Raw genomic sequence first — 18,512 nt, 5'->3', positions numbered from 1 at the left:
ACCACTTCACGTCTACGACCTCCCCCGACCGAGGAGACCGTGTGCTGAACAGGACGCCAGTCGCCGTCCGCGCCCTCGCGCGCGCCACGCTTGCCGCCCGCCCCGTCGGACTCGACGAGAGCGAAGCCGCGGCCCCGCTGCTGCGCCACCACGGCCACAGCTATCTCGTGCCCGTCGAGATCTTCCAGGACTTCGCCGCCCTGCTCACCGACCCCCGCAGGCCGGGCGGCCCCCACCGCGCCCTGTGCGTCGGCGGCCGCCGCTGGTTCGGATACCGCTCGACGCACTTCGACACCCCCGCCCTGCGTTCGTTCCACGACCACGCGCAGGAGCGCGCGCCCCGCTTCGGCGTCAGGGAGCGGCTCTACCAGGACAGCGGGAAGCGGCAGTTGGAGCTCAAGGTGCGCGGCGCGGACGGCGGGACGGTCAAGCACCGGACCCGCCTGGGCGAAGGCGACCACGCCCTCGACGACACCCGGCGCCACTTCGTCGCCGGGGTCCTGCGCGGCACGTACGGGATCGGGGCGCCGCAGGAGCTCGCCGCCCGCGTCGTCACCGAGTACCGGCGCGCGACGTTCGTCGCCGACGGGCAGCGGTTCACCTGCGACGCGGGCCTCGTCGTGCGCGACGCGCAGGAGGGGCGCGCGGTGCGGGCGGACGGCGGGTGTGTGCTGGTGGAGACCAAGGCGTGTGCGGCGGGGAAGGCGGGTGCAGCGGGGCGGCCGACGGACGCGGACCGGCTGCTTGCGCGGTTCGGGGTGGCGCCCGTGGCGTTCGGCAAATACTGCGGCGGGCTCGCCGCGCTGCGGCCCGAGCTGGCGGCCGGGCCGTGGCGGGAAGCGGTGCGGACGCTGTTCCCCGGGACGGTGCCTCCGGGCGAGGGCGACAGTGTGTCGCGTTAGCCGCCGTCCCACAGACAGGACGCCGATGGCCCTTCCACCATGCGGACATTTACCCTCGGGCCCATGACCCCTCAGCCGAATCCCCAGGTCGGCGCTGCCGTGAAGGCCGCGGACCGTGCGCACGTGTTCCACTCCTGGTCCGCACAGGAGCTCATCGACCCGCTCGCCGTCGCCGGCGCCGACGGTTCGTACTTCTGGGACTACGACGGCAACCGCTACCTCGACTTCACCTCCGGCCTCGTCTTCACGAACATCGGGTACCAGCACCCGAAGGTCGTCGCCGCGATCCAGGAGCAGGCCGCCTCCCTCACGACCTTCGCGCCGGCGTTCGCCGTGGAGGCCCGCTCGGAGGCCGCACGCCTCATCGCCGAGCGGACCCCCGGCGACCTGGACAAGATCTTCTTCACCAACGGCGGCGCCGAGGCGGTGGAGAACGCCACCCGCATGGCCCGGCTGCACACGGGCCGCCACAAGGTGCTCTCCGCCTACCGCTCGTACCACGGCGCCACCTCCACCGCGATCAACCTGACCGGCGACCCGCGCCGCTGGCCGAGCGACCAGGGCTCGGCGGGCGTCGTCCACTTCTGGGCGCCGTTCCTGTACCGCTCCCCGTTCTACTCGGAGACCGAGCAGCAGGAGTGCGAGCGCGCGCTCCAGCACCTCGAGGACACCATCGTCTTCGAGGGCGCCGCCACCATCGCCGCGATCATCCTGGAGACCGTGCCCGGCACCGCCGGCATCATGACGCCGCCGCCCGGCTACCTCCAGGGCGTGCGCGAGCTGTGCGACCGGCACGGCATCGTGTTCATCCTCGACGAGGTCATGGCGGGCTTCGGCCGCACCGGCAAGTGGTTCGCCGCCGACCACTACGACGTCGTGCCCGACCTGATGACCTTCGCCAAGGGCGTGAACTCGGGCTACGTCCCGCTCGGCGGCGTCGCCATCTCCGGCGCCATCGCCGACACGTTCGGCAAGCGCCCCTACCCGGGCGGCCTCACCTACTCCGGGCACCCGCTGGCCTGCGCCGCCGCCGTCGCCACCATCAACGTCATGGAGGAGGAGCGCGTCGTCGAGAACGCCGCCCACCTCGGCGAGACGCTGATCGGCCCGGCGCTGCGCGAGCTGGCCGAGCGTCACCCGTCGGTGGGCGAGGTCCGTGGCCTCGGCATGTTCTGGGCCCTGGAGCTGGTGAAGGACAAGGCCACCCGCGAGCCGCTGACCCCGTACAACGCGGCGGGTGCGGCGAACGCGCCCATGGCGGCCTTCGGCGCCGCCGCCAAGAAGAACGGCCTGTGGCCCTTCATCAACATGAACCGCACCCACGTGGTCCCGCCGTGCAACGTCACGGAGGCCGAGGCCAAGGAGGGCCTCGCCGCGCTCGACGAGGCACTGACCGTGGCGGACGGCTACACCGCGTAGGGAAAGGGACACTCCGTGTCACTCCCCGTAGTGCGTAGGCTGACCAGCTGACCAGGACAGCCTCACCAGCTGACGACGCACTACGGGGGAGGGGACACCCACGTGCCCGGAACCGACGGCGGCGCTGCCGTCCAGCGCAGCACGCTGCGCCAGCAGATCGCCGACGCCCTGCGCGACGAGATCCTCGCGGGGCGGCTCGAACCGGGCCAGGAGTTCACGGTCAAGGAGATCGCCGAGCAGTACGGCGTCTCCGCGACCCCGGTCCGCGAGGCCCTGGTCGACCTGTCCGGGCAGGGCCTCCTGGACTCCGCGCAGCACCGCGGCTTCGCCGTCCACGAATACTCCCTCGCCGACTACCGCGGCATGATCGAGGCCCGCAGCCTCGTCACCGACGGCATCTTCCGCGGCCTCGTCGCCGACCCCGACGCGCACCACGCCACCCCCGCCGCCCTCGCCGGGGTCCGCCGCCGCGGCGAGGAGGCCGCCCGCGCGGCCACGGCCGGCGACCTGAACGTGCTGATCGGCTACGACCTGCGGTTCTGGCGCGAGCTCAGCGCCCTGTTCGGGAACCCGTACCTCTCCGACTTCTTCCACCGGCTGCGCGTCCAGTCGTGGATGTGCGCGGTCCCGCACCTGCGCCGCGTGGACGATCTCAGGGGCCACCTCTGGTCCGGGCACTGCGGCCTGGTCGACGCGCTCGCGGAACGGGACGCCCGCGCCGCGCAGGACATCGTCACCGCGTACAACGCGGACTCCCTCGCCCTCGTCGAGCGGCTGGCCGCGCGGTGAGTACGGAGCGGGCGGACCGCCCTGTCGTCGCGCGCGCGGGCGTCGTGGACCTCACCGTCGTCGTCCCCGCGTACAACGAGGAGCGCCGGCTCGGCCCCACGCTGGACGCGGTCACCGCGTATCTGAACAACAACAGCGGGGACGGCGGGGACGGCGGGAACCGGTGGGGTGACTGGGAGGTCGTCGTCGTCGACGACGGCTCCACCGACCGCACCCGCGAGATCGCGGAGCGCGCGGCGGCCGCCGCCCAGGAGGGCCCCGGCCGCACCCCCCGCATCCGGCTCGTCCGCAGCCCCCGCAACCGCGGCAAGGGCCACGCCCTGCGCCAGGGCGTCCTCGCCTCCCGTGGCCGCCGCGTCCTGGTCACCGACGCAGACCTCGCCGCGCCCATCGAGGAGCTGGAAGCCCTCGACAAGGCGCTCGGCGAGGGGCACGCGGCGGCGATCGGCTCCCGGGCCAGGCCCGGCGCGACGATCGCCCGCCGCCAGCACCGGCTGCGCGAACTCCTCGGCCGCACCGGCAACTTCCTGATACGCGCGACGACCGTCCCCGGCATCAGGGACACCCAGTGCGGCTTCAAGCTCTTCGACGGCGACCGGGCCCGCGCCGCGTTCGCCGCGGCACACCTGGACGGCTGGGGCATCGACGTAGAGATACTGATGTACTTCCGCCGCGCCGGCTGGCCGGTCGCCGAGGTACCCGTGCGGTGGTCGCACCAGGCGGGCTCGAAGGTCCGCCCCTTCGACTACCTGCGCGTCCTGGCCGACCTGGTGAAGCTCAGGGCGCGGGCGGTGCCGAAGGGCCACCTCCTCGTGGCGGCCCTCTTCCTCGTCCTGTCCGTCGCCCTGTACTCGGGCCGCTGGGCGGCGCCCGCCCACCGCTACCTCCCCGACTCCCTTCAGGACCAGAACCAGTGGGAGTGGTTCTTCGCGGTGACGGCGGACAGCGTCCGCCACCTCCACAACCCCCTCTTCACGACGTTCCAGGGCTTCCCGGACGGCGTGAACCTGATGGCCAACACCGCGATGCTGGGCCTGTCCGTCCCGCTCGCCCCCGTGACCTGGCTCTTCGGCCCCGCCGTCGCCCTGAACGTGGCGATGACGGGCGGCCTGGCCGCCACCGCGTTCGCCTGGTACCGGCTGATCCTGAAACGGCTCGTGCGGACCCGGTGGGCCGCCGCGACCGGCGCGCTCCTCGCCGCGTTCGCGCCCCCGATGATCAGCCACGCGCACGCGCACCCGAACTTCGTCGTCCTCTTCATGATCCCGCTGATCATCGAGCGGGCGCTGCGGCTGTGCGAGGGCAAGCGCGTGGTGCACGACGGCGTCGTCCTCGGCCTCTTCGCGACGTACCAGATCTTCCTCGGCGAGGAACCGCTCCTGCTCGCCGTGATCGGCATGGTGCTCTTCGCGCTCGCCTACGCCCTGGCGCGCAGGGACGTGGCGAAGGCGGCCTGGCGCCCGCTCCTGCGCGGGCTCGGGGTCGCCGCCGCGGTCGCGCTCCCGCTCATCGCCTTCCCCCTGTACTGGCAGTTCCTCGGCCCGCAGAGCTACAAGAGCGTGCTGCACGGCGACAACGCGGGCAACAGCCCCCTCGCCCTCCTCTCCTTCGCCGAGCGCTCCCTCGCCGGCTCCCGCGAGCGCGCCGCCGCGCTCGCCCTCAACCCGACCGAGCAGAACGCCTTCTACGGCTGGCCGCTCGTCGCGCTCGCCTTCGCGATCGTCGTACGGCTGTGGCGCGGCGCGGCCGTCAAGGCGCTCGCCTTCACGGCGGTCGCGGCGGCCTTCCTCTCCCTCGGCCCGAAGTTCCGCATCCCGCTGACCGACATCGTGCTGCCGGGCCCCTGGGCGCTCCTCGCCCACCAGCCCCTGTTCGAGTCGGTCATCGAGTCGCGGGTCGCGATGGTGTGCGCGCCCGCGCTCGGGATGCTGCTCGCCCTCGCGCTGGACCGCCTTGCCGCGGTGCGGGTGCCGTACCGGCTGCTCGGGCTCGCGGCGGTCGCCGCGGCGCTCGTGCCGATCGTCCCGGCGCCGCTCAGGGCGGTCGACCGGGCCGACGTCCCGGCGTTCGTCGCCGACGGCACCTGGAAGCGGTACGTCGGCCCCGGCGAGAGCCTCGTGCCGGTGCCGCTGCCCGACCCGGGCAACGCGGAGGCCCTGCACTGGCAGACCGAGGCCGGCCTCGGCTTCCGCCTCCCCGGCGGCTACTTCAACGGCCCGTACGGCCCCGACCACGTCGGCATCTACGGCGCCTCGCCCCGCTGGACCTCCAACCTGCTGCGCGACATCCGCTACTCGGGCCGCGCCCCCGAGATCACCGACGCGTGGCGCGCCCAGGCCCGCCGCGACTTCGCGTACTGGCACGCCGGCGTCCTCGTGCTCGCCCCGCAGGCGAACGACGGGGTGCTGCGGGCGACGGTCGACCAGCTGGTCGGCAGGGCCGGAACGTGGACCGGAGGCGTATGGATCTGGGATCTGAGCAATGTGCAGAGGGGGAGCTGAACCGGCTCCCCGCGCATTACGCTGCCTTTCCGCCTTTCATTACGGCCTTCACCACCGGAGGAGTCGCCTTGGCCTGTGACCTGTGGCTGGTCCCGCTCGTCGACGTGCTGTGCCACAGCCCCGACAACCCCTTCGCCGAGGAACTCGCGCTCTACGACAAGGCGTTGCACGAGGCAGGGCTGCCGCCGGTGCCGGTCTACTCGTACATGCCGGGACTCTCCGGTGACGTGGCCCCCGTCGCCGGCTTCGACTACGACGCGCTGCACTTCCTGCGCCGCGCGTACCTCCTCCAGATGTGCGGCCTCGCCGTCACCCCGGTCGACGACCTGGGCGGCGACTACGAGCAGCTCCTGGAGATGTTCGAGACGACGGCCCAGCAGTCGCACCTGGTCTGGCACTACGACCACGCGGGCGCGTACGTCCCCGTGGACTTCCCGAGCCCGCTGTCCAACGACGAACTCCTCGCCGGCGGCGGCCCCCTCGGCTCCTCCCACGCGCTCCTGCGGGAACTGGAGTACGTGGCCAGATCGATCGGCATAGACCCGGCCAACCCGCCGGCGACCCCGGTCCCGCCGGAGGGCCCCACGGCCCTGGAGGAACCGGCGGCCCCGGCCCCCCTCGACCACAGCCCCTTCGCCCGCGAACGCCACGTCTGGCTCGGCCTGCACGCGGCCGCGACCCGGAGCCTGGCCCAAGGCTCGATGATCATCTTCAGCTGAACCCGGAGGTTCTGCGCCCCGAAGGGACGCGGGGGACGGCACGACCAGCCACGACGCACGGACGGTCGACCACGGGCAGCTCGCCCCCGGCCGTCCGGCCCCCGAGCCGCGCGGAGCGCTCAGCGCGGCTCGGGCGGGCGCTGGCGGGGCATGTTCGGGCGGGCGCCCGGGGGGAGCGGGAAACGGCCCGGCGGCGGCTCCACGGGGCGGGTTCCCGGGGCGACGGAGGACTGCATCACCAGCGGCGCGGGACCCGAGCGGAACTCCACCATCCAGTCCGCCGTCTCCGCCCGCACCAGCTCCGTCACGTCGTCCGTGAAGCGCCGCAGCACCGACAGACACCGCTCGGCGGCCTCACTGGCCGTGCCCTCCGTCGGGCCGAGCACCTCCCGCACGCTCTCCGACGCCCAGTCGAACTGGAGCGCCTGGAGCCGCCGCTGCACCGCCTGGGCCGTGGCCACGTCCCTTATCCAGCCCGACGTGAGCCCGAAGTGCCGGTCGCAGGCCACGCACGCCACCGCGAGCAGCAGCGCCAGATACCCCCAGGGCGCGACGCCGCCGAGGGCCCCGGTCAGATCGAGCAGCGGCAGCGCCGCCCCCGACAGGGCGCCGACGACCGCGCCGCCGCGCAGCGCCCGCGCCCCGCGCCGCTTCCACACCCGGTCGGCGAGGTACCAGCACGCCGTGTCGAGCGCACCGCGCTCCACCCACCGGTAGAGCTCGTCGAGCCGCTCGGCGGGCTCGCCCCAGTCACCGACGGGGAAGGTCCGCCCGGTCAGGTCGCCCGGCCGCACCGCTTCACCCGTGCCGTCACTGCGCTCGCCCCGCGCGCCCCGCTCCTCCTGCGGCGGTCCCTCGGGCTGCATATCCGGCTGGCTCACCCGGCACTCCCTACGACTGGTCCTGGTCACGGATGGGGCGTAGACCGACCGGCAAATGGGGGGCGGCGTCGCGGGGGTGGGTGCGCACATCTGCGGCGTTGTCGTCAATCACCATGGCTCCGCCATGCCTCAATCCTCCGCCTTGCAGCCGCACGCACCCAGCCCCGCTCCTTCGCCCACCCCCCATTTGCCGGTCGGTCTCATGTGCAGAGCATCTTCCTACCGCCCAACGGGTGGCCAAGGACCCGTTTTCGCAGGATTTCCGCCCGGAAGTAGGTCTTGATCAGGTATAGGCAGGGTGCCCGACTCACTCGAAAGAGTGCAGCGAAAGGTGCCGGAGCGGGCGACACCCCGACCACGTAGGCTCGTTCCAGGGCGGAGACCCCGCCCGTGGTCGCAGGTCGAAACAGGACGCAACAGGAGCTGATCGTGATTCCCGGTGGTGGCCAGCCCAACATGCAGCAGCTGCTGCAGCAGGCCCAGAAGATGCAGCAGGACCTCGCCAAGGCTCAGGAAGAGCTGGGGCGGACCGAGGTCGAGGGCCAGGCCGGCGGCGGTCTCGTCAAGGCGACGGTGACCGGCTCCGGCGAGCTGCGCGGCCTGGTGATCGACCCGAAGGCCGTTGACCCGGAAGACACCGAAACCCTCGCAGACCTGGTCGTCGCGGCGGTCCAGGCGGCGAACGAGAACGCGCAGACGCTCCAGCAGCAGAAGCTCGGCCCGCTGGCCCAGGGCCTGGGCGGCGGAGGCATCCCGGGGCTTCCCTTCTAAGGAAGCCGCAGCGCAACTAACGTACGTACTACTCAGCGGCTGGCATGCTCAGCGGCACAGCACCACCAAGCAGAAGTCGGAAGGCACTCCGTGTACGAAGGCGTGGTCCAGGACCTCATCGACGAGCTCGGCAGGCTGCCGGGCGTCGGTCCCAAGAGCGCGCAGCGGATCGCCTTCCACATCCTCCAGGCGGAGCCGACGGACGTACGGCGTCTCGCGCAGGCCCTGATGGAGGTCAAGGCGAAGGTCCGCTTCTGCGCGACCTGCGGCAATGTGGCGCAGGAGGAGCTGTGCAACATCTGCCGCGACCCGCGCCGCGACCTGACGGTGATCTGCGTCGTCGAGGAGCCCAAGGACGTCGTCGCGGTCGAGCGGACCCGCGAGTTCCGCGGCAAGTACCACGTGCTCGGCGGGGCGATCAGCCCCATCGAGGGGGTCGGCCCGGACGACCTGCGGATAAGGGAACTCCTCGCCCGTCTCGCCGACGGCACGGTCACCGAGCTGATCCTGGCCACGGACCCGAACCTGGAGGGCGAGGCCACGGCGACGTACCTCGCCCGCATGATCAAGCCGATGGGCCTCAAGGTCACCCGCCTGGCCAGCGGGCTCCCGGTGGGGGGCGACCTGGAATACGCGGACGAGGTCACGCTCGGCCGCGCCTTCGAGGGGAGACGACTCCTAGATGTCTGACGCCACACTGAACGCCGTCAAGGACGATCCGGACGACTTCGCGGTCCAGATCTCGGACCAGATCGAGTCCTTCCTCGTCGCGGTCGCCGAAGTGGGCAAGGGCGACGAGCCGGACTCGGCCGTCCCCTTCCTGCTCCTCGAGGTCTCCCAGCTGCTCCTCGCGGGCGGCCGGCTCGGCGCACACGAGGACATCGTCCCCGACGAGCGCTACGAGCCCGATCTCGGCCCCGAGCCGGACGTCGACGACCTGCGCCAGAAGCTCGCCCGGCTCCTGGAGCCGATCGACGTGTACTCCGAGGTCTTCGACCCGTACGAGCCCCGCAAGGCCCCGGTCGCCTGCCGGATCTCGGACGACCTGGCCGACGTCATGGCCGATCTGCGCCACGGCATGGCCCACTACCGCGCGGGCCGCACCACCGAGGCGCTGTGGTGGTGGCAGTTCTCCTACTTCTCGAACTGGGGCTCCACGGCCTCCGGCGCCCTGCGCGCGCTCCAGTCCCTGGTCGCGCACGTCCGCCTCAACCAGCCGCTGGACGACCTCGACGGCCTCGACACCGACGAGGACCTCGCCGAGGACGCCCTCGCCGAGGCCGCGGGCAAGGTCATGGCGGAGGAGATCGCGGGTCCGCTGGGGCTGCGTACGGTGAAATGACCTGTCCGGTGAAGTGACCCACCCCACTTTTCCGGTTGCCGGGCCGGGGCGGGGGCATGCGCCTGTCCGAGCGGCCGGAGCGTGAAGCCCTCACCGGGTTCCTATGCCCGGTGATCACTTCCTGGGCGGGACATCTCAGGATGTGGTATTCCATGGGCCGATTTCGGCCGCTCGTTAGACTGAGCCGACCGAGACAAACTGAGCGAGGAGCGCACGTGGGCCTTGTCGTGCAGAAGTACGGAGGCTCCTCCGTAGCCGATGCCGAAGGCATCAAGCGGGTCGCCAAGCGAATCGTCGACGCCAAGAAGAACGGCAACCAGGTGGTTGTCGTGGTGTCCGCGATGGGCGACACGACGGATGAGTTGATCGATCTCGCCGGGCAGGTATCCCCGATCCCTGCCGGGCGCGAATTCGACATGCTGCTGACCGCCGGAGAGCGGATCTCCATGGCCCTGCTGGCCATGGCGATCAAAAACCTGGGCCACGAGGCCCAGTCCTTCACGGGCAGTCAGGCCGGCGTCATCACCGACTCGGTCCACAACAAAGCCCGGATCATCGATGTGACCCCGGGGCGGATCAGGACGGCGCTCGACGAGGGCAACATCGCCATCGTCGCCGGATTCCAGGGCGTCAGCCAGGACAAGAAGGACATCACCACGCTCGGCCGTGGCGGGTCCGACACGACCGCCGTCGCCCTCGCCGCGGCCCTCGACGCCGAGGTGTGCGAGATCTACACGGACGTCGACGGTGTCTTCACCGCCGACCCGCGCGTCGTGAAGAAGGCGCGGAAGATCGACTGGATCTCCTTCGAGGACATGCTGGAGCTCGCCAGCTCCGGGTCCAAGGTGCTGCTCCACCGCTGTGTGGAGTACGCGCGCCGGTACAACATCCCGATCCACGTCCGCTCGTCCTTCTCGGGACTGCAGGGCACCTGGGTCAGCAACGAACCGCACTTTGATCAAGGGGACCAGAAGGTGGAGCAGGCCATCATCTCGGGTGTCGCTCACGACACCTCCGAGGCGAAGATCACCGTCGTCGGCGTCCCGGACAAGCCCGGGGAGGCCGCGAACATTTTCCGGGCCATCGCGGACTCCCAGGTCAACATCGACATGATCGTGCAGAACGTGTCGGCGGCCTCGACCGGCCTCACGGACATCTCGTTCACCCTCCCGAAGACCGAGGGCCGCAAGGCCATCGACGCCCTGGAGAAGACGAAGAGCGCGGTCGGCTTCGAGTCCCTGCGTTACGACGACCAGATCGCCAAGATCTCCCTCGTGGGCGCCGGTATGAAGACGAACCCGGGTGTCACGGCCGGGTTCTTCGAGGCGCTCAGCGACGCGGGCGTGAACATCGAGCTCATCTCGACGTCCGAGATCCGCATCTCGGTCGTCACGCGCGCCGACGATGTGAACGAGGCCGTGCGCGCCGTGCACACCGCCTTCGGCCTCGACTCGGACTCCGACGAGGCCGTGGTCTACGGAGGCACCGGCCGCTGATGGCTCAGACCGGCAGGCCGACGCTCGCGGTCGTGGGAGCGACCGGGGCCGTCGGCACGGTCATGCTCCAGATCCTTTCGCAGCACGCGGACATCTGGGGCGAGATCCGCCTGATCGCCTCCTCGCGCTCGGCCGGCCGCAAGCTGGCCGTGCGCGGGGAGGAGGTCGAGGTCGTGGCCCTCTGTGAGGAGGCCTTCGACGGCGTCGACGTCGCGATGTTCGACGTACCCGACGAGATCTCCGCGCAGTGGGCGCCCGTCGCCGCCTCCAAGGGGGTGATCGTCGTGGACAACTCGGCCGCCTTCCGCATGGACCCGGACGTGCCGCTCGTCGTGCCCGAGGTCAATCCGCACGCCGCGCGCGTGCGGCCGCGCGGCATCGTCGCGAACCCCAACTGCACGACCCTGTCGATGATCGTCGCCATCGGCGCCCTGCACGCCGAGTTCGGCCTGCGCGAGATGGTCGTCTCCAGCTACCAGGCCGTCAGCGGGGCCGGCCGCGCCGGCATCGACACGCTGCGCCAGCAGATGTCGCTGGTGGCCGGCACGGAGCTCGGAACCAACCCCGGCGACGTGCGCCGCGCGGTCGGCGACAACACCGGCCCCTTCCCCGAGCCCGTGGCGCTCAACGTCGTGCCGTGGGCGGGGTCCCTGCGCGAGGACGGCTGGTCCTCCGAGGAGATGAAGGTGCGGGACGAGTCCCGCAAGATCCTCGGCCTGCCGCACCTCAAGGTCGCGGTGACGTGCGTACGCGTCCCCGTCGTCACCACGCACTCCCTCACCGTCCACGCCCGCTTCCAGAGCGAGGTCACGGTCGACAAGGCACGCGAGATCCTCGCGACCGCGCCCGGTGTCGTGCTCTTCGACAACCCGGCCGCCGGTGAGTTCCCCACGCCCGCCGATGTGGTGGGCACCGACCCGACCTGGGTCGGCCGCGTCCGGCGCTCCCTCGACGATCCGGCCGGGCTCGAACTCTTCGTGTGCGGGGACAATCTGCGCAAGGGCGCGGCCCTGAACACCGCGCAGATCGCCGAGCTGGTGGCCCAGGAGTTCCCGCCCGCCACGTGAGTTCGGCCTCTTCGCCGTCCGGAAGTCGGACTCGGGCTCCTTTTATCCGGCGCGCTTTATAGGATCTGTGAAGGACCTGTGGGCGATCGGTGGTCTTTACCACTTGAACGCGAGGGTCCGCGCACCTGAAGATTCGTCAGAGATCCCTCCCCGTCCCGTGCAACCGCGCACGGGACGGGGAGCGTCTTTGCGATCGCCTTTCGGGGGCGCAGGGCCTAGGGGCGCCAGCGGAAACTGGGGCATAGGGGAAGAGCGGGTACGCATGAGGGCACTTGACGCAGCGTCATGGATGATGCCTGCCGCAAACAGGACGCCTGTCGCGTACAACCCTGACGGGGGGAAGCGTGTCCAACAGGCGTGGCAGAGGTACTCGAATTCACAGCGGTTCAGGCGCGGGGCGCAGCCCTTCGCCCGCCCCGGCGTCCCCGGATGTCCGGTTCGTCCGGCGGCATGCCGGTGATCGCCCCCATGCCAGCAGCGCGGCCTGCCCGCATACCCGCTCAGCGCGAAGGCGCTGAGGAGACGATGGCAGCAGGCACCACGGTCGACCATCTCACCGAGACCTATCGCGCCCACTACCGGTCGCTCCTCGGTCTCGCCGCCCTGCTCCTGGACGACACGGCCTCCTGCGAGGACGTCGTGCAGGAGGCGTTCATCAGGGTCCACTCCGCGCGCAAGAGAGTGCGCGAACCCGAGAAGACGCTCGCGTACCTGCGGCAGACGGTCGTGAACCTCTCGCGCTCCGCCCTGCGCCGCCGCATCCTCGGCCTGAAGCTTCTGACGAAGCCGATGCCCGACATGGCGAGCGCGGAGGAGGGCGCCTACGACCTCCTCGAGCGTGACGAGCTGAAGAAGGCGCTGCGCGGGCTGCAGCGCCGCCAGCGCGAGGTCCTCGTCCTGCGCTACTTCGCGGACATGACCGAAGCACAGGTGGCGGAGGCGCTGGGCATCTCCCTCGGGTCCGTGAAGGCGTACGGATCCCGGGGCATAGCGGCGCTCCGCGTCGCCATGGAGGCCCCCGCATGAGCAGCGACAAGCACCGCAACGATCGTGATGAGCAGAACAGGCGTGTGGGATCCGGGGATGGAACTGTGAATCACGGCCCCGGCCGGAACGACGGCCTTTTCGGCGGTCCCGAGGATCCCTTCGGCCGCCCGGACTCCGCCGGCGGCCCGGACTCTCCCGGCCCCCTGGACTCTTGTGACCCCCTGGACTCCCTCGGCGGTGACGAGCTGGCGCTGCGGCGCCTGTTGCACGAGGCCGTGGAGGAGATCGAGCCGAAGAGCGGGACGCTGGAGCATCTGCGCCGCGCCGTGCCCGCCCGTCGGGCCCGCAAGCGGCAGGCCGTCGTCGGCATGGCGGCCGCGGCCCTGTTCATCGGCACGGCGATCCCCGCACTCGTCCATGTGACGAGCCAGAGCGGGTCGAACGACCGGCCGTCCATCGCCGGGAACAGCGAGGCGTCGCACGGCGGCACGGGCTCCGGGAAGGGGCCCGACGGCGGCGAGAACGGCACGGGGAGCCCTTCGGGCAAGTCCAAGTCCAAGGACAAGGGCGGCAAGAAGGACAAGCCCGGCGACAAGGGCAAGGGTGCGGGTGGTGGTGCCACCGGCGGCCCTGATCCCGCGAGCACGGCGGCCGCGAGCTCGCCGGTCTGCGCGGCGACCGACCTCGGCGGCGCCTCGGCGAACGTCGGCGCGGCCGAGGCGGGCGGCACGGTCTACGGCTCGTTCCGCGTCACGAACGTCTCCCAGGCGAACTGCTCGGTCGACGCCCCCGGTGCCGTCTCCGTCGTCGCCCAGGGCGCGGCCGACCCGGCCAAGGTCAACGTCGTCGACCACACGGCGGGCGACGCCGCAACCGGGCTGCCCGACCCGTCGACGGAGCCCAGTCAGCTGATCCTCGAACCGGGGATGTCCTACGAGGTCCGCTTCGCCTGGGTCCCGTCCGCGACCTGCCCGACCACGGGAGGCGGGGGCGACCCGTCGCCGAGCCCGACCCCGTCGGGCGGCACCACGGGCGACGCCACGGGCTCGAACCCGGACCAGAGCGGCCTGTCCACGCAGCTGGTGGCGGAGGGCTCCACGGCCGACGGCAGCGTCGCGGTCTCCCACACAGCGGAAGCGGGCAGCCCGTCCTCCAGCACGACCATCCCCAACGCGTGCGCGGGAACGGTGTATCGCACCGGGGTTCTGCCGGCCTCCTAGGGCGGGGCGATCGGGGTGACGGGCGTCGCGCCTGGAGGTGAGCGCCCCGCCCCCACCCGTCCCCGCCCGTGCGGGGAGGTGCCGGACTAGCCTCGCGCCGTCTCAGGGCTCGCGGACTCGGGCGAGTCCTGCGGGCTCACTGTGGCCGGCCCGTCCGATGCGTCCGGCGCGCTCTCGGTGCCGGGTGCATCCGATTCCGTGAGCCCCAGCGACGCGTCCCGCGCGAACTCCGCCTCGCGGCGCAGCAGGCGGAACCACATGAAGACCACGAAGCCCGCGAAGACGAACCACTCGCCGGTGTAGCCCAGGTTCTGGAACGCCTTCAGGTCGAGCCCGCTGCCCTCTGGAGCCGTAGCCGGTACCGCCGTCATCCCGGAGTCCGCCTTGTCGAGCGTGACCCACGCGTCGTAGACGTCGTACGGGACGAGGTTCACCAGGGACGCGGCGCTGATCGCGCCGAGCTGCCCGGCCGGCAGGCCCCCGGCGGCGGGCGCCCCGCCCGAGCCGGGGCTCTCGGAGGCCTGGAGCGCACCGGTGACGGTGACCTCGCCCCGGGGCGCGGCGGGAGCCTTCGCGGCGCTCGCCGTGCCGGGCACCCAGCCACGTACGACGGGCAGCGCCCTGCCGTCGCCCCCGTCCGTGCGCAGCAGCGTCACCACGTAGAAGCCGGTCCTGCCGTCGAGTTCACGGTCGGGGACGAGGAGCTGCTTGCCGTAGTGCCCGGTCGCGGTGGCCCGCTTGCCGGACGTCGTCTGGTCCACGGGCAGCAGGGAGCCGAGCGGCCGGGGCGCGGCCTTCTCGTTCGCCGTCGACTGCGCCGAGGCGTCCTTGTGGCCCTGCACCCGGTCCTCGAAGCGGCCGAGCTGCCAGGAGCCCATGAAGACGCAGAAGGGGATGGCGAGCACGACGAACACGTTGATCCCCCACCACCGGGGGGTCAGGAGGAACCGGTACACCCTCCCCACGGTACGGCTCCCGCGCGGGGACCCCGGCCGCGGGGTGGGCCCGGGTCCCCGAGGCGGGAGCGCCGCCGGGTCCGTCAGCTCAGATGCCGCGCCGCGAAGTCCAGCTCCAGCCGCACCTGCTTGATCCGCTCCTCCACGACGAGCGAACCGTGCCCCGCGTCGTACCGGTACACCTCGTGCGTCGCGCCGCGTGCCGCGAGCCGGTCCACGTAGTTGTCGATCTGGCGGATCGGGCACCGCGGGTCGTTGACCCCGGCCGAGACGTAGACCGGGGCCTTCACCTCGTCCACGTACGTCAGCGGGGACGAGGCGGTGAAGCGGTCGGGGACCTCTTCCGGGGTGCCGCCGAACAGCGTGCGGTCCAGCGCCTTGAGGGCCTCCATCTCGTCGTGGTACGCCGTGACGTAGTCCGCGACGGGCACGGCGGCGAGGCCCACCGCCCAGGCGTCCGGCTGGGTGCCGACGCCGAGGAGGGTGAGGTATCCGCCCCACGAGCCGCCCGCGAGAACGAGCCGGTCGGGGTCGGCGAGCCCGGACGACACGGCCCACTCGCGGACCGCCGAGACGTCCTCCAGCTCGATGAGGCCGACGCGGTGCTTGAGCGCGTCCGTCCACTCGCGCCCGTATCCGGTCGAGCCCCGGTAGTTGACGCGGACCACCGCGTACCCGTGGTCCACCCAGGCCGCGGGGCCGGCCGCGAACGAGTCGCTGTCGTGCCAGGTCGGCCCCCCGTGCACCTCGAAGACCGTGGGGAGCGGCCCAGTCGTCCCCGCCGGCTTCTGGACGAGGGCGTGGATGCGGCCGCCGGGCCCCTCGACCCACACGTCCTCCACCGGCACGGACGCCGGCGCCTTGAGCCCGGGCGGATCGAGGACCACACCGCCCGACGTGGACCGGACGACCGACGGCTCGGCCGCCGAGGACCACAGGTACTCCACGCTGCCGTCGGGCCGCGCGGTCGCCCCCGACACCGTGCCCGGCGGCGTCTCGACGCGGGTCAGTGCGCCCGAGCCGACCTCGTAACGCCACAGGTCGCTGCGGGCCTCGAAGCTGTGCGCGACCAGGAGCGCAGAGCCGTCCGGATACCACTCGGCGGAGACGTCGCCGGGCAGGTCGAGCGCGAGGTCGGTCTCCTCGCCCGACGCCACGTCCCACACCATCGGCTCCCAGCGCCCGCGCCGCTGATGCCCGACCAGGAGCCGGGTGTCCCCGTCGACCGGAGCGAAGCCGAGGACCTCCAGGCCCAGCTCCTGCGAGCCGCCCTTGGTGTCGTCGAGCTCGGCGACCGTCGTCCCGTCGGGCCGCACCACACGCAGCGCCGAGTGCATGGCGTCCCCGTGCTCCGTGTGCTCGATGGCGATGAGGGTGCCGTCGTGCGAGAGGTCGCCGACGCCGGCCGACTCGCGGTGCCGGTAGATCTCCTGGGGCGCGCCGCCGCCGCGGACGACATGGATCGTCGTGCCGTCCTCGTCCGTGGAGCGGCCCACGACCGCCGTCGAGCCGTCCCTCCCGATGGCCAGGCCCGCCGGGTACGAGGCCTCGAGCCCGTCCACCGCGGGGACGTCGTCGCCCCCGCCGAAGGGCTGACGCAGCCACACCCCGAACTCGTCACCGTCCTTGTCGCTGAACCACCAGATCCACTCGCCGTCGGGGGACAGGACGCCGTCCGTCGTCCCGTTCGGCCGGTCCGTCGCTCTGCGCTGCTCGCCCGTCGCCCGGTCCCACGCGTACAGCTCGTACGTCCCCGTCGCGTTCGACACGAACAGGGAGCGGTCCGGCGCGTCCTCGGCCCAGTCGGGCAGGGACACCCGCGGCGCGCGGAAGCGCTTCTCCCAGTCCGGCATGGATCCGCCGCCCGCGCCCCGAGGGGCCCCGTTGCTCTCAGTCATGGCCCCATAGTGCCTCCACCGGCCGACAATCCGCCGACGAGGTTCCCCAGCCTGTGGACAACTCCGGCCTGTGGATGACTTCCCGGTCACACGGGCGGCTCGGCGGGGGCCGGGCCGAGGGTGGTGGTGCCGGGCGCGGCGCGGTGCCCGAGGCCCGTGCGGTACGTGTCGAGGGCGGCGTCGATACGGCCCGTACGGCGGTAGAGGTCGCCGAGCAGGCGGCACAGGTCGGCCAGGTCGCCCGCGGCGCCCGCGCGTTCGAGCAGGCTCAGCGCGGTGACGTAGTGCTCCTCCGCGGCCTCGGCCGCCGCCGTGTCCTCCGGGTCGCCCGCGGCCCCCGACTCCTCCGCGATGATGCCGAGCAGCCGGTGCGCGCCCGCCGCGTGGACGGCGCCGCGCTCCGGATTCAGGTCGCCCAGCAGGGCCCGCAGCAGCGCGGCCGCCTCGTCGCTGCTGCCCCTGCGGCGCAGCACGTCGGCGAGCTCGACCTCGACCTGCGTGGTGTAGAGCACCGCCCGCTTGGCCGACAGCATGTCGCGCGCGGTCCTCAACTCCCGCTCCGCATCGGCGAGCCGGCCGCCCTGGGCGTGCACATAGCCGCGCATCCAGTGGCAGTGGGCGAGTTCGGTGCGGATCTGGAGCCGCTGGTACAGCTCGGCGGCCTTGCTCAGGGAGGCGTCGGCCTCCGCGGCGCGGCCCTCGGCGAGGAGCGTACGGGCCACCGAACGGTGCATCTTGGCGACGAGCACGGGGTCCCCCGCCTGCGGCGCCAGCGAGAGCGCCAGCTCGGCGGCCTGCGCCGCGCGCGCGTGGGCCCCCATGTCCATGTAGGGGGCGATGGTCGCCGTGTAGAGCAGCAGCAGGGCGTCCGGGTCGTGCAGGCCGCTGGTGTTCAGCTCGTCGAGCGCGGACTCCAGGAGGTAGCAGGCGTACCGCAGCTCTCCGGAGAGGTAGTGCGCGACGGCACGCGCGCGTACGGCGGGGGCGCGCTGCGGAAGCGGCGCTCCGGCCGCGACGAGCAGTGCCTCGGCGGCTTCGAAGTGCCGGTGGGCGTCGGGGAGTTCACCGGTCTCCAGGGAACACTCGCCGAGGCCGAGTTCGGCGGCGGCCTGTTCGGACCTGAGGCCGTGCCGCTCGGCCTCGGTCCGCAGCTCCTCGTAGAGGACGGCGGCCTCCTCCGCCGCGCCCGTGGTGAGCCCGCGCTGGGCCTCGGTGAGGCGCAGGCGCAGCCGGGTGGCGAGGTGGGCGGGCTGCCCCGTAGTGAGCTCCTCGTAGGTCACGCCGAGCCGCTCGGCGACGTGCCGCAGGGCGGCCTCGGACGGGCGGACCCGGCCCGCTTCGAGGGTGGAGATGTACGCGGGCGTGTAGGCGGGTTCGGCCACCTGACGCTGGGTCAGGCCGCGTTCCGTGCGCAGGCGCAGGACGCGGCGGCCGATGGGTTCGTCGGCCGGGTCGACGTCCGGTGCGAGGCCGGGTTCCCCGTCCGGTACGGGGTCGGGGTCGCCCGCTTCCGGGGTGCTGTCGTGCGTCATCGTGCGGCGCGCCGCCCTTCCTGTCCCGCTCC

The 18,512-nt window shown here is 72.3% G+C and carries 16 protein-coding genes; 12 read left to right on the top strand and 4 right to left on the bottom strand.

The annotated features are described in order from the left end of the window. Nucleotides 1-41: 41 nt before the first annotated feature. The 5 genes from AC07EJ_RS24430 to AC07EJ_RS24410 all read left to right on the top strand — a co-directional run bounded on the left by AC07EJ_RS24430 (nucleotide 42) and on the right by AC07EJ_RS24410 (nucleotide 6,330). On the top strand, nucleotides 42-902 hold the full coding sequence (locus AC07EJ_RS24430) for a VTC domain-containing protein (protein WP_478884922.1): 861 nt from the start codon (nucleotides 42-44) through the stop codon (nucleotides 900-902). A 63-nt stretch (nucleotides 903-965) separates the two neighbouring features. Further along, nucleotides 966-2,321, top strand: a complete 1,356-nt coding sequence (locus AC07EJ_RS24425) for an aspartate aminotransferase family protein (RefSeq protein ID WP_362901195.1) — start codon at nucleotides 966-968, stop codon at nucleotides 2,319-2,321. 102 nt (nucleotides 2,322-2,423) lie between these two features. After that, nucleotides 2,424-3,110: a GntR family transcriptional regulator gene (locus tag AC07EJ_RS24420; RefSeq protein ID WP_389490477.1), complete on the top strand. Its 687-nt coding sequence runs from the start codon at nucleotides 2,424-2,426 to the stop codon at nucleotides 3,108-3,110. Beyond that, nucleotides 3,107-5,611, top strand: a complete 2,505-nt coding sequence (locus AC07EJ_RS24415; protein WP_389490479.1) for a glycosyltransferase — start codon at nucleotides 3,107-3,109, stop codon at nucleotides 5,609-5,611. Before AC07EJ_RS24420 ends, AC07EJ_RS24415 begins: the two co-directional genes overlap by 4 nt. Before the next feature lie 68 nt (nucleotides 5,612-5,679). Then, on the top strand, nucleotides 5,680-6,330 hold the full coding sequence (locus tag AC07EJ_RS24410; RefSeq protein ID WP_362901190.1) for a hypothetical protein: 651 nt from the start codon (nucleotides 5,680-5,682) through the stop codon (nucleotides 6,328-6,330). 119 nt (nucleotides 6,331-6,449) lie between these two features. Here AC07EJ_RS24410 and AC07EJ_RS24405 read toward each other — a convergent pair whose 3' ends face one another. Then, nucleotides 6,450-7,211, bottom strand: coding sequence for an SLATT domain-containing protein (locus tag AC07EJ_RS24405; protein WP_389490482.1), 762 nt, complete (start codon nucleotides 7,209-7,211; stop codon nucleotides 6,450-6,452). A gap of 429 nt (nucleotides 7,212-7,640) precedes the next feature. On the opposite strand from AC07EJ_RS24405, the gene AC07EJ_RS24400 reads away from it, so the two are divergent. The 7 genes from AC07EJ_RS24400 (at nucleotide 7,641) to AC07EJ_RS24370 (ending at nucleotide 14,094) form a co-directional block, all read left to right on the top strand. Continuing rightward, nucleotides 7,641-7,982 carry a YbaB/EbfC family nucleoid-associated protein gene (locus AC07EJ_RS24400; RefSeq protein WP_362901186.1) on the top strand — a complete coding sequence of 114 codons (342 nt, stop codon included), beginning with the start codon at nucleotides 7,641-7,643 and terminating at the stop codon, nucleotides 7,980-7,982. Between the two features lie 90 nt (nucleotides 7,983-8,072). Then, complete coding sequence (gene recR, locus AC07EJ_RS24395) at nucleotides 8,073-8,672, top strand: recombination mediator RecR (RefSeq protein WP_100596382.1); 600 nt, start codon at nucleotides 8,073-8,075, stop codon at nucleotides 8,670-8,672. Beyond that, nucleotides 8,665-9,324, top strand: a complete 660-nt coding sequence (locus AC07EJ_RS24390; RefSeq protein ID WP_389490486.1) for a DUF5063 domain-containing protein — start codon at nucleotides 8,665-8,667, stop codon at nucleotides 9,322-9,324. Before recR ends, AC07EJ_RS24390 begins: the two co-directional genes overlap by 8 nt. Before the next feature lie 215 nt (nucleotides 9,325-9,539). Continuing rightward, a complete protein-coding gene (locus tag AC07EJ_RS24385; protein ID WP_266561917.1) occupies nucleotides 9,540-10,820 on the top strand; it encodes an aspartate kinase in 1,281 nt (426 codons plus the stop codon). After that, nucleotides 10,820-11,887: an aspartate-semialdehyde dehydrogenase gene (locus AC07EJ_RS24380; protein WP_389490488.1), complete on the top strand. Its 1,068-nt coding sequence runs from the start codon at nucleotides 10,820-10,822 to the stop codon at nucleotides 11,885-11,887. Before AC07EJ_RS24385 ends, AC07EJ_RS24380 begins: the two co-directional genes overlap by 1 nt. 357 nt (nucleotides 11,888-12,244) lie before the next feature. Further along, nucleotides 12,245-12,913, top strand: coding sequence for a SigE family RNA polymerase sigma factor (locus tag AC07EJ_RS24375; RefSeq protein ID WP_389490491.1), 669 nt, complete (start codon nucleotides 12,245-12,247; stop codon nucleotides 12,911-12,913). A gap of 65 nt (nucleotides 12,914-12,978) precedes the next feature. Beyond that, nucleotides 12,979-14,094, top strand: a complete 1,116-nt coding sequence (locus AC07EJ_RS24370) for a hypothetical protein (protein WP_393587918.1) — start codon at nucleotides 12,979-12,981, stop codon at nucleotides 14,092-14,094. A gap of 86 nt (nucleotides 14,095-14,180) precedes the next feature. On the opposite strand, the gene AC07EJ_RS24365 is transcribed toward AC07EJ_RS24370, so the two are convergent. The 3 genes from AC07EJ_RS24365 to AC07EJ_RS24355 form a co-directional block, all read right to left on the bottom strand. After that, entirely contained in the window at nucleotides 14,181-15,050 is an 870-nt protein-coding gene (locus tag AC07EJ_RS24365) for an SURF1 family protein (protein ID WP_389490496.1), read from the bottom strand. Between the two features lie 83 nt (nucleotides 15,051-15,133). After that, nucleotides 15,134-16,948 carry a S9 family peptidase gene (locus AC07EJ_RS24360; RefSeq protein WP_478884921.1) on the bottom strand — a complete coding sequence of 605 codons (1,815 nt, stop codon included), beginning with the start codon at nucleotides 16,946-16,948 and terminating at the stop codon, nucleotides 15,134-15,136. 86 nt (nucleotides 16,949-17,034) lie between these two features. Next, the gene (locus tag AC07EJ_RS24355; RefSeq protein WP_389490501.1) at nucleotides 17,035-18,480 is read right to left on the bottom strand and encodes a helix-turn-helix domain-containing protein; all 1,446 of its coding nucleotides are present in this window, start codon (nucleotides 18,478-18,480) and stop codon (nucleotides 17,035-17,037) included. Nucleotides 18,481-18,512 lie beyond the last annotated feature (32 nt).

Source organism: Streptomyces sp. NPDC045026 (genome assembly GCF_056432625.1).
Note: the sequence above shows the minus strand (reverse complement) of the source record. Positions and strands in the feature narration are given on the sequence as shown.

Bases quoted from the DNA above. Each gene is read 5' to 3' on its own strand.
- AC07EJ_RS24425 (WP_362901195.1), top strand. From the start codon at position 966: ATGACCCCTCAGCCGAATCCCCAGGTCGGCGCTGCCGTGAAGGCCGCG.
- AC07EJ_RS24390 (WP_389490486.1), top strand. From the start codon at position 8,665: ATGTCTGACGCCACACTGAACGCCGTCAAGGACGATCCGGACGACTTC.
- AC07EJ_RS24380 (WP_389490488.1), top strand. From the start codon at position 10,820: ATGGCTCAGACCGGCAGGCCGACGCTCGCGGTCGTGGGAGCGACCGGG.
- AC07EJ_RS24360 (WP_478884921.1), bottom strand. From the start codon at position 16,948: ATGACTGAGAGCAACGGGGCCCCTCGGGGCGCGGGCGGCGGATCCATG.
- AC07EJ_RS24355 (WP_389490501.1), bottom strand. From the start codon at position 18,480: ATGACGCACGACAGCACCCCGGAAGCGGGCGACCCCGACCCCGTACCG.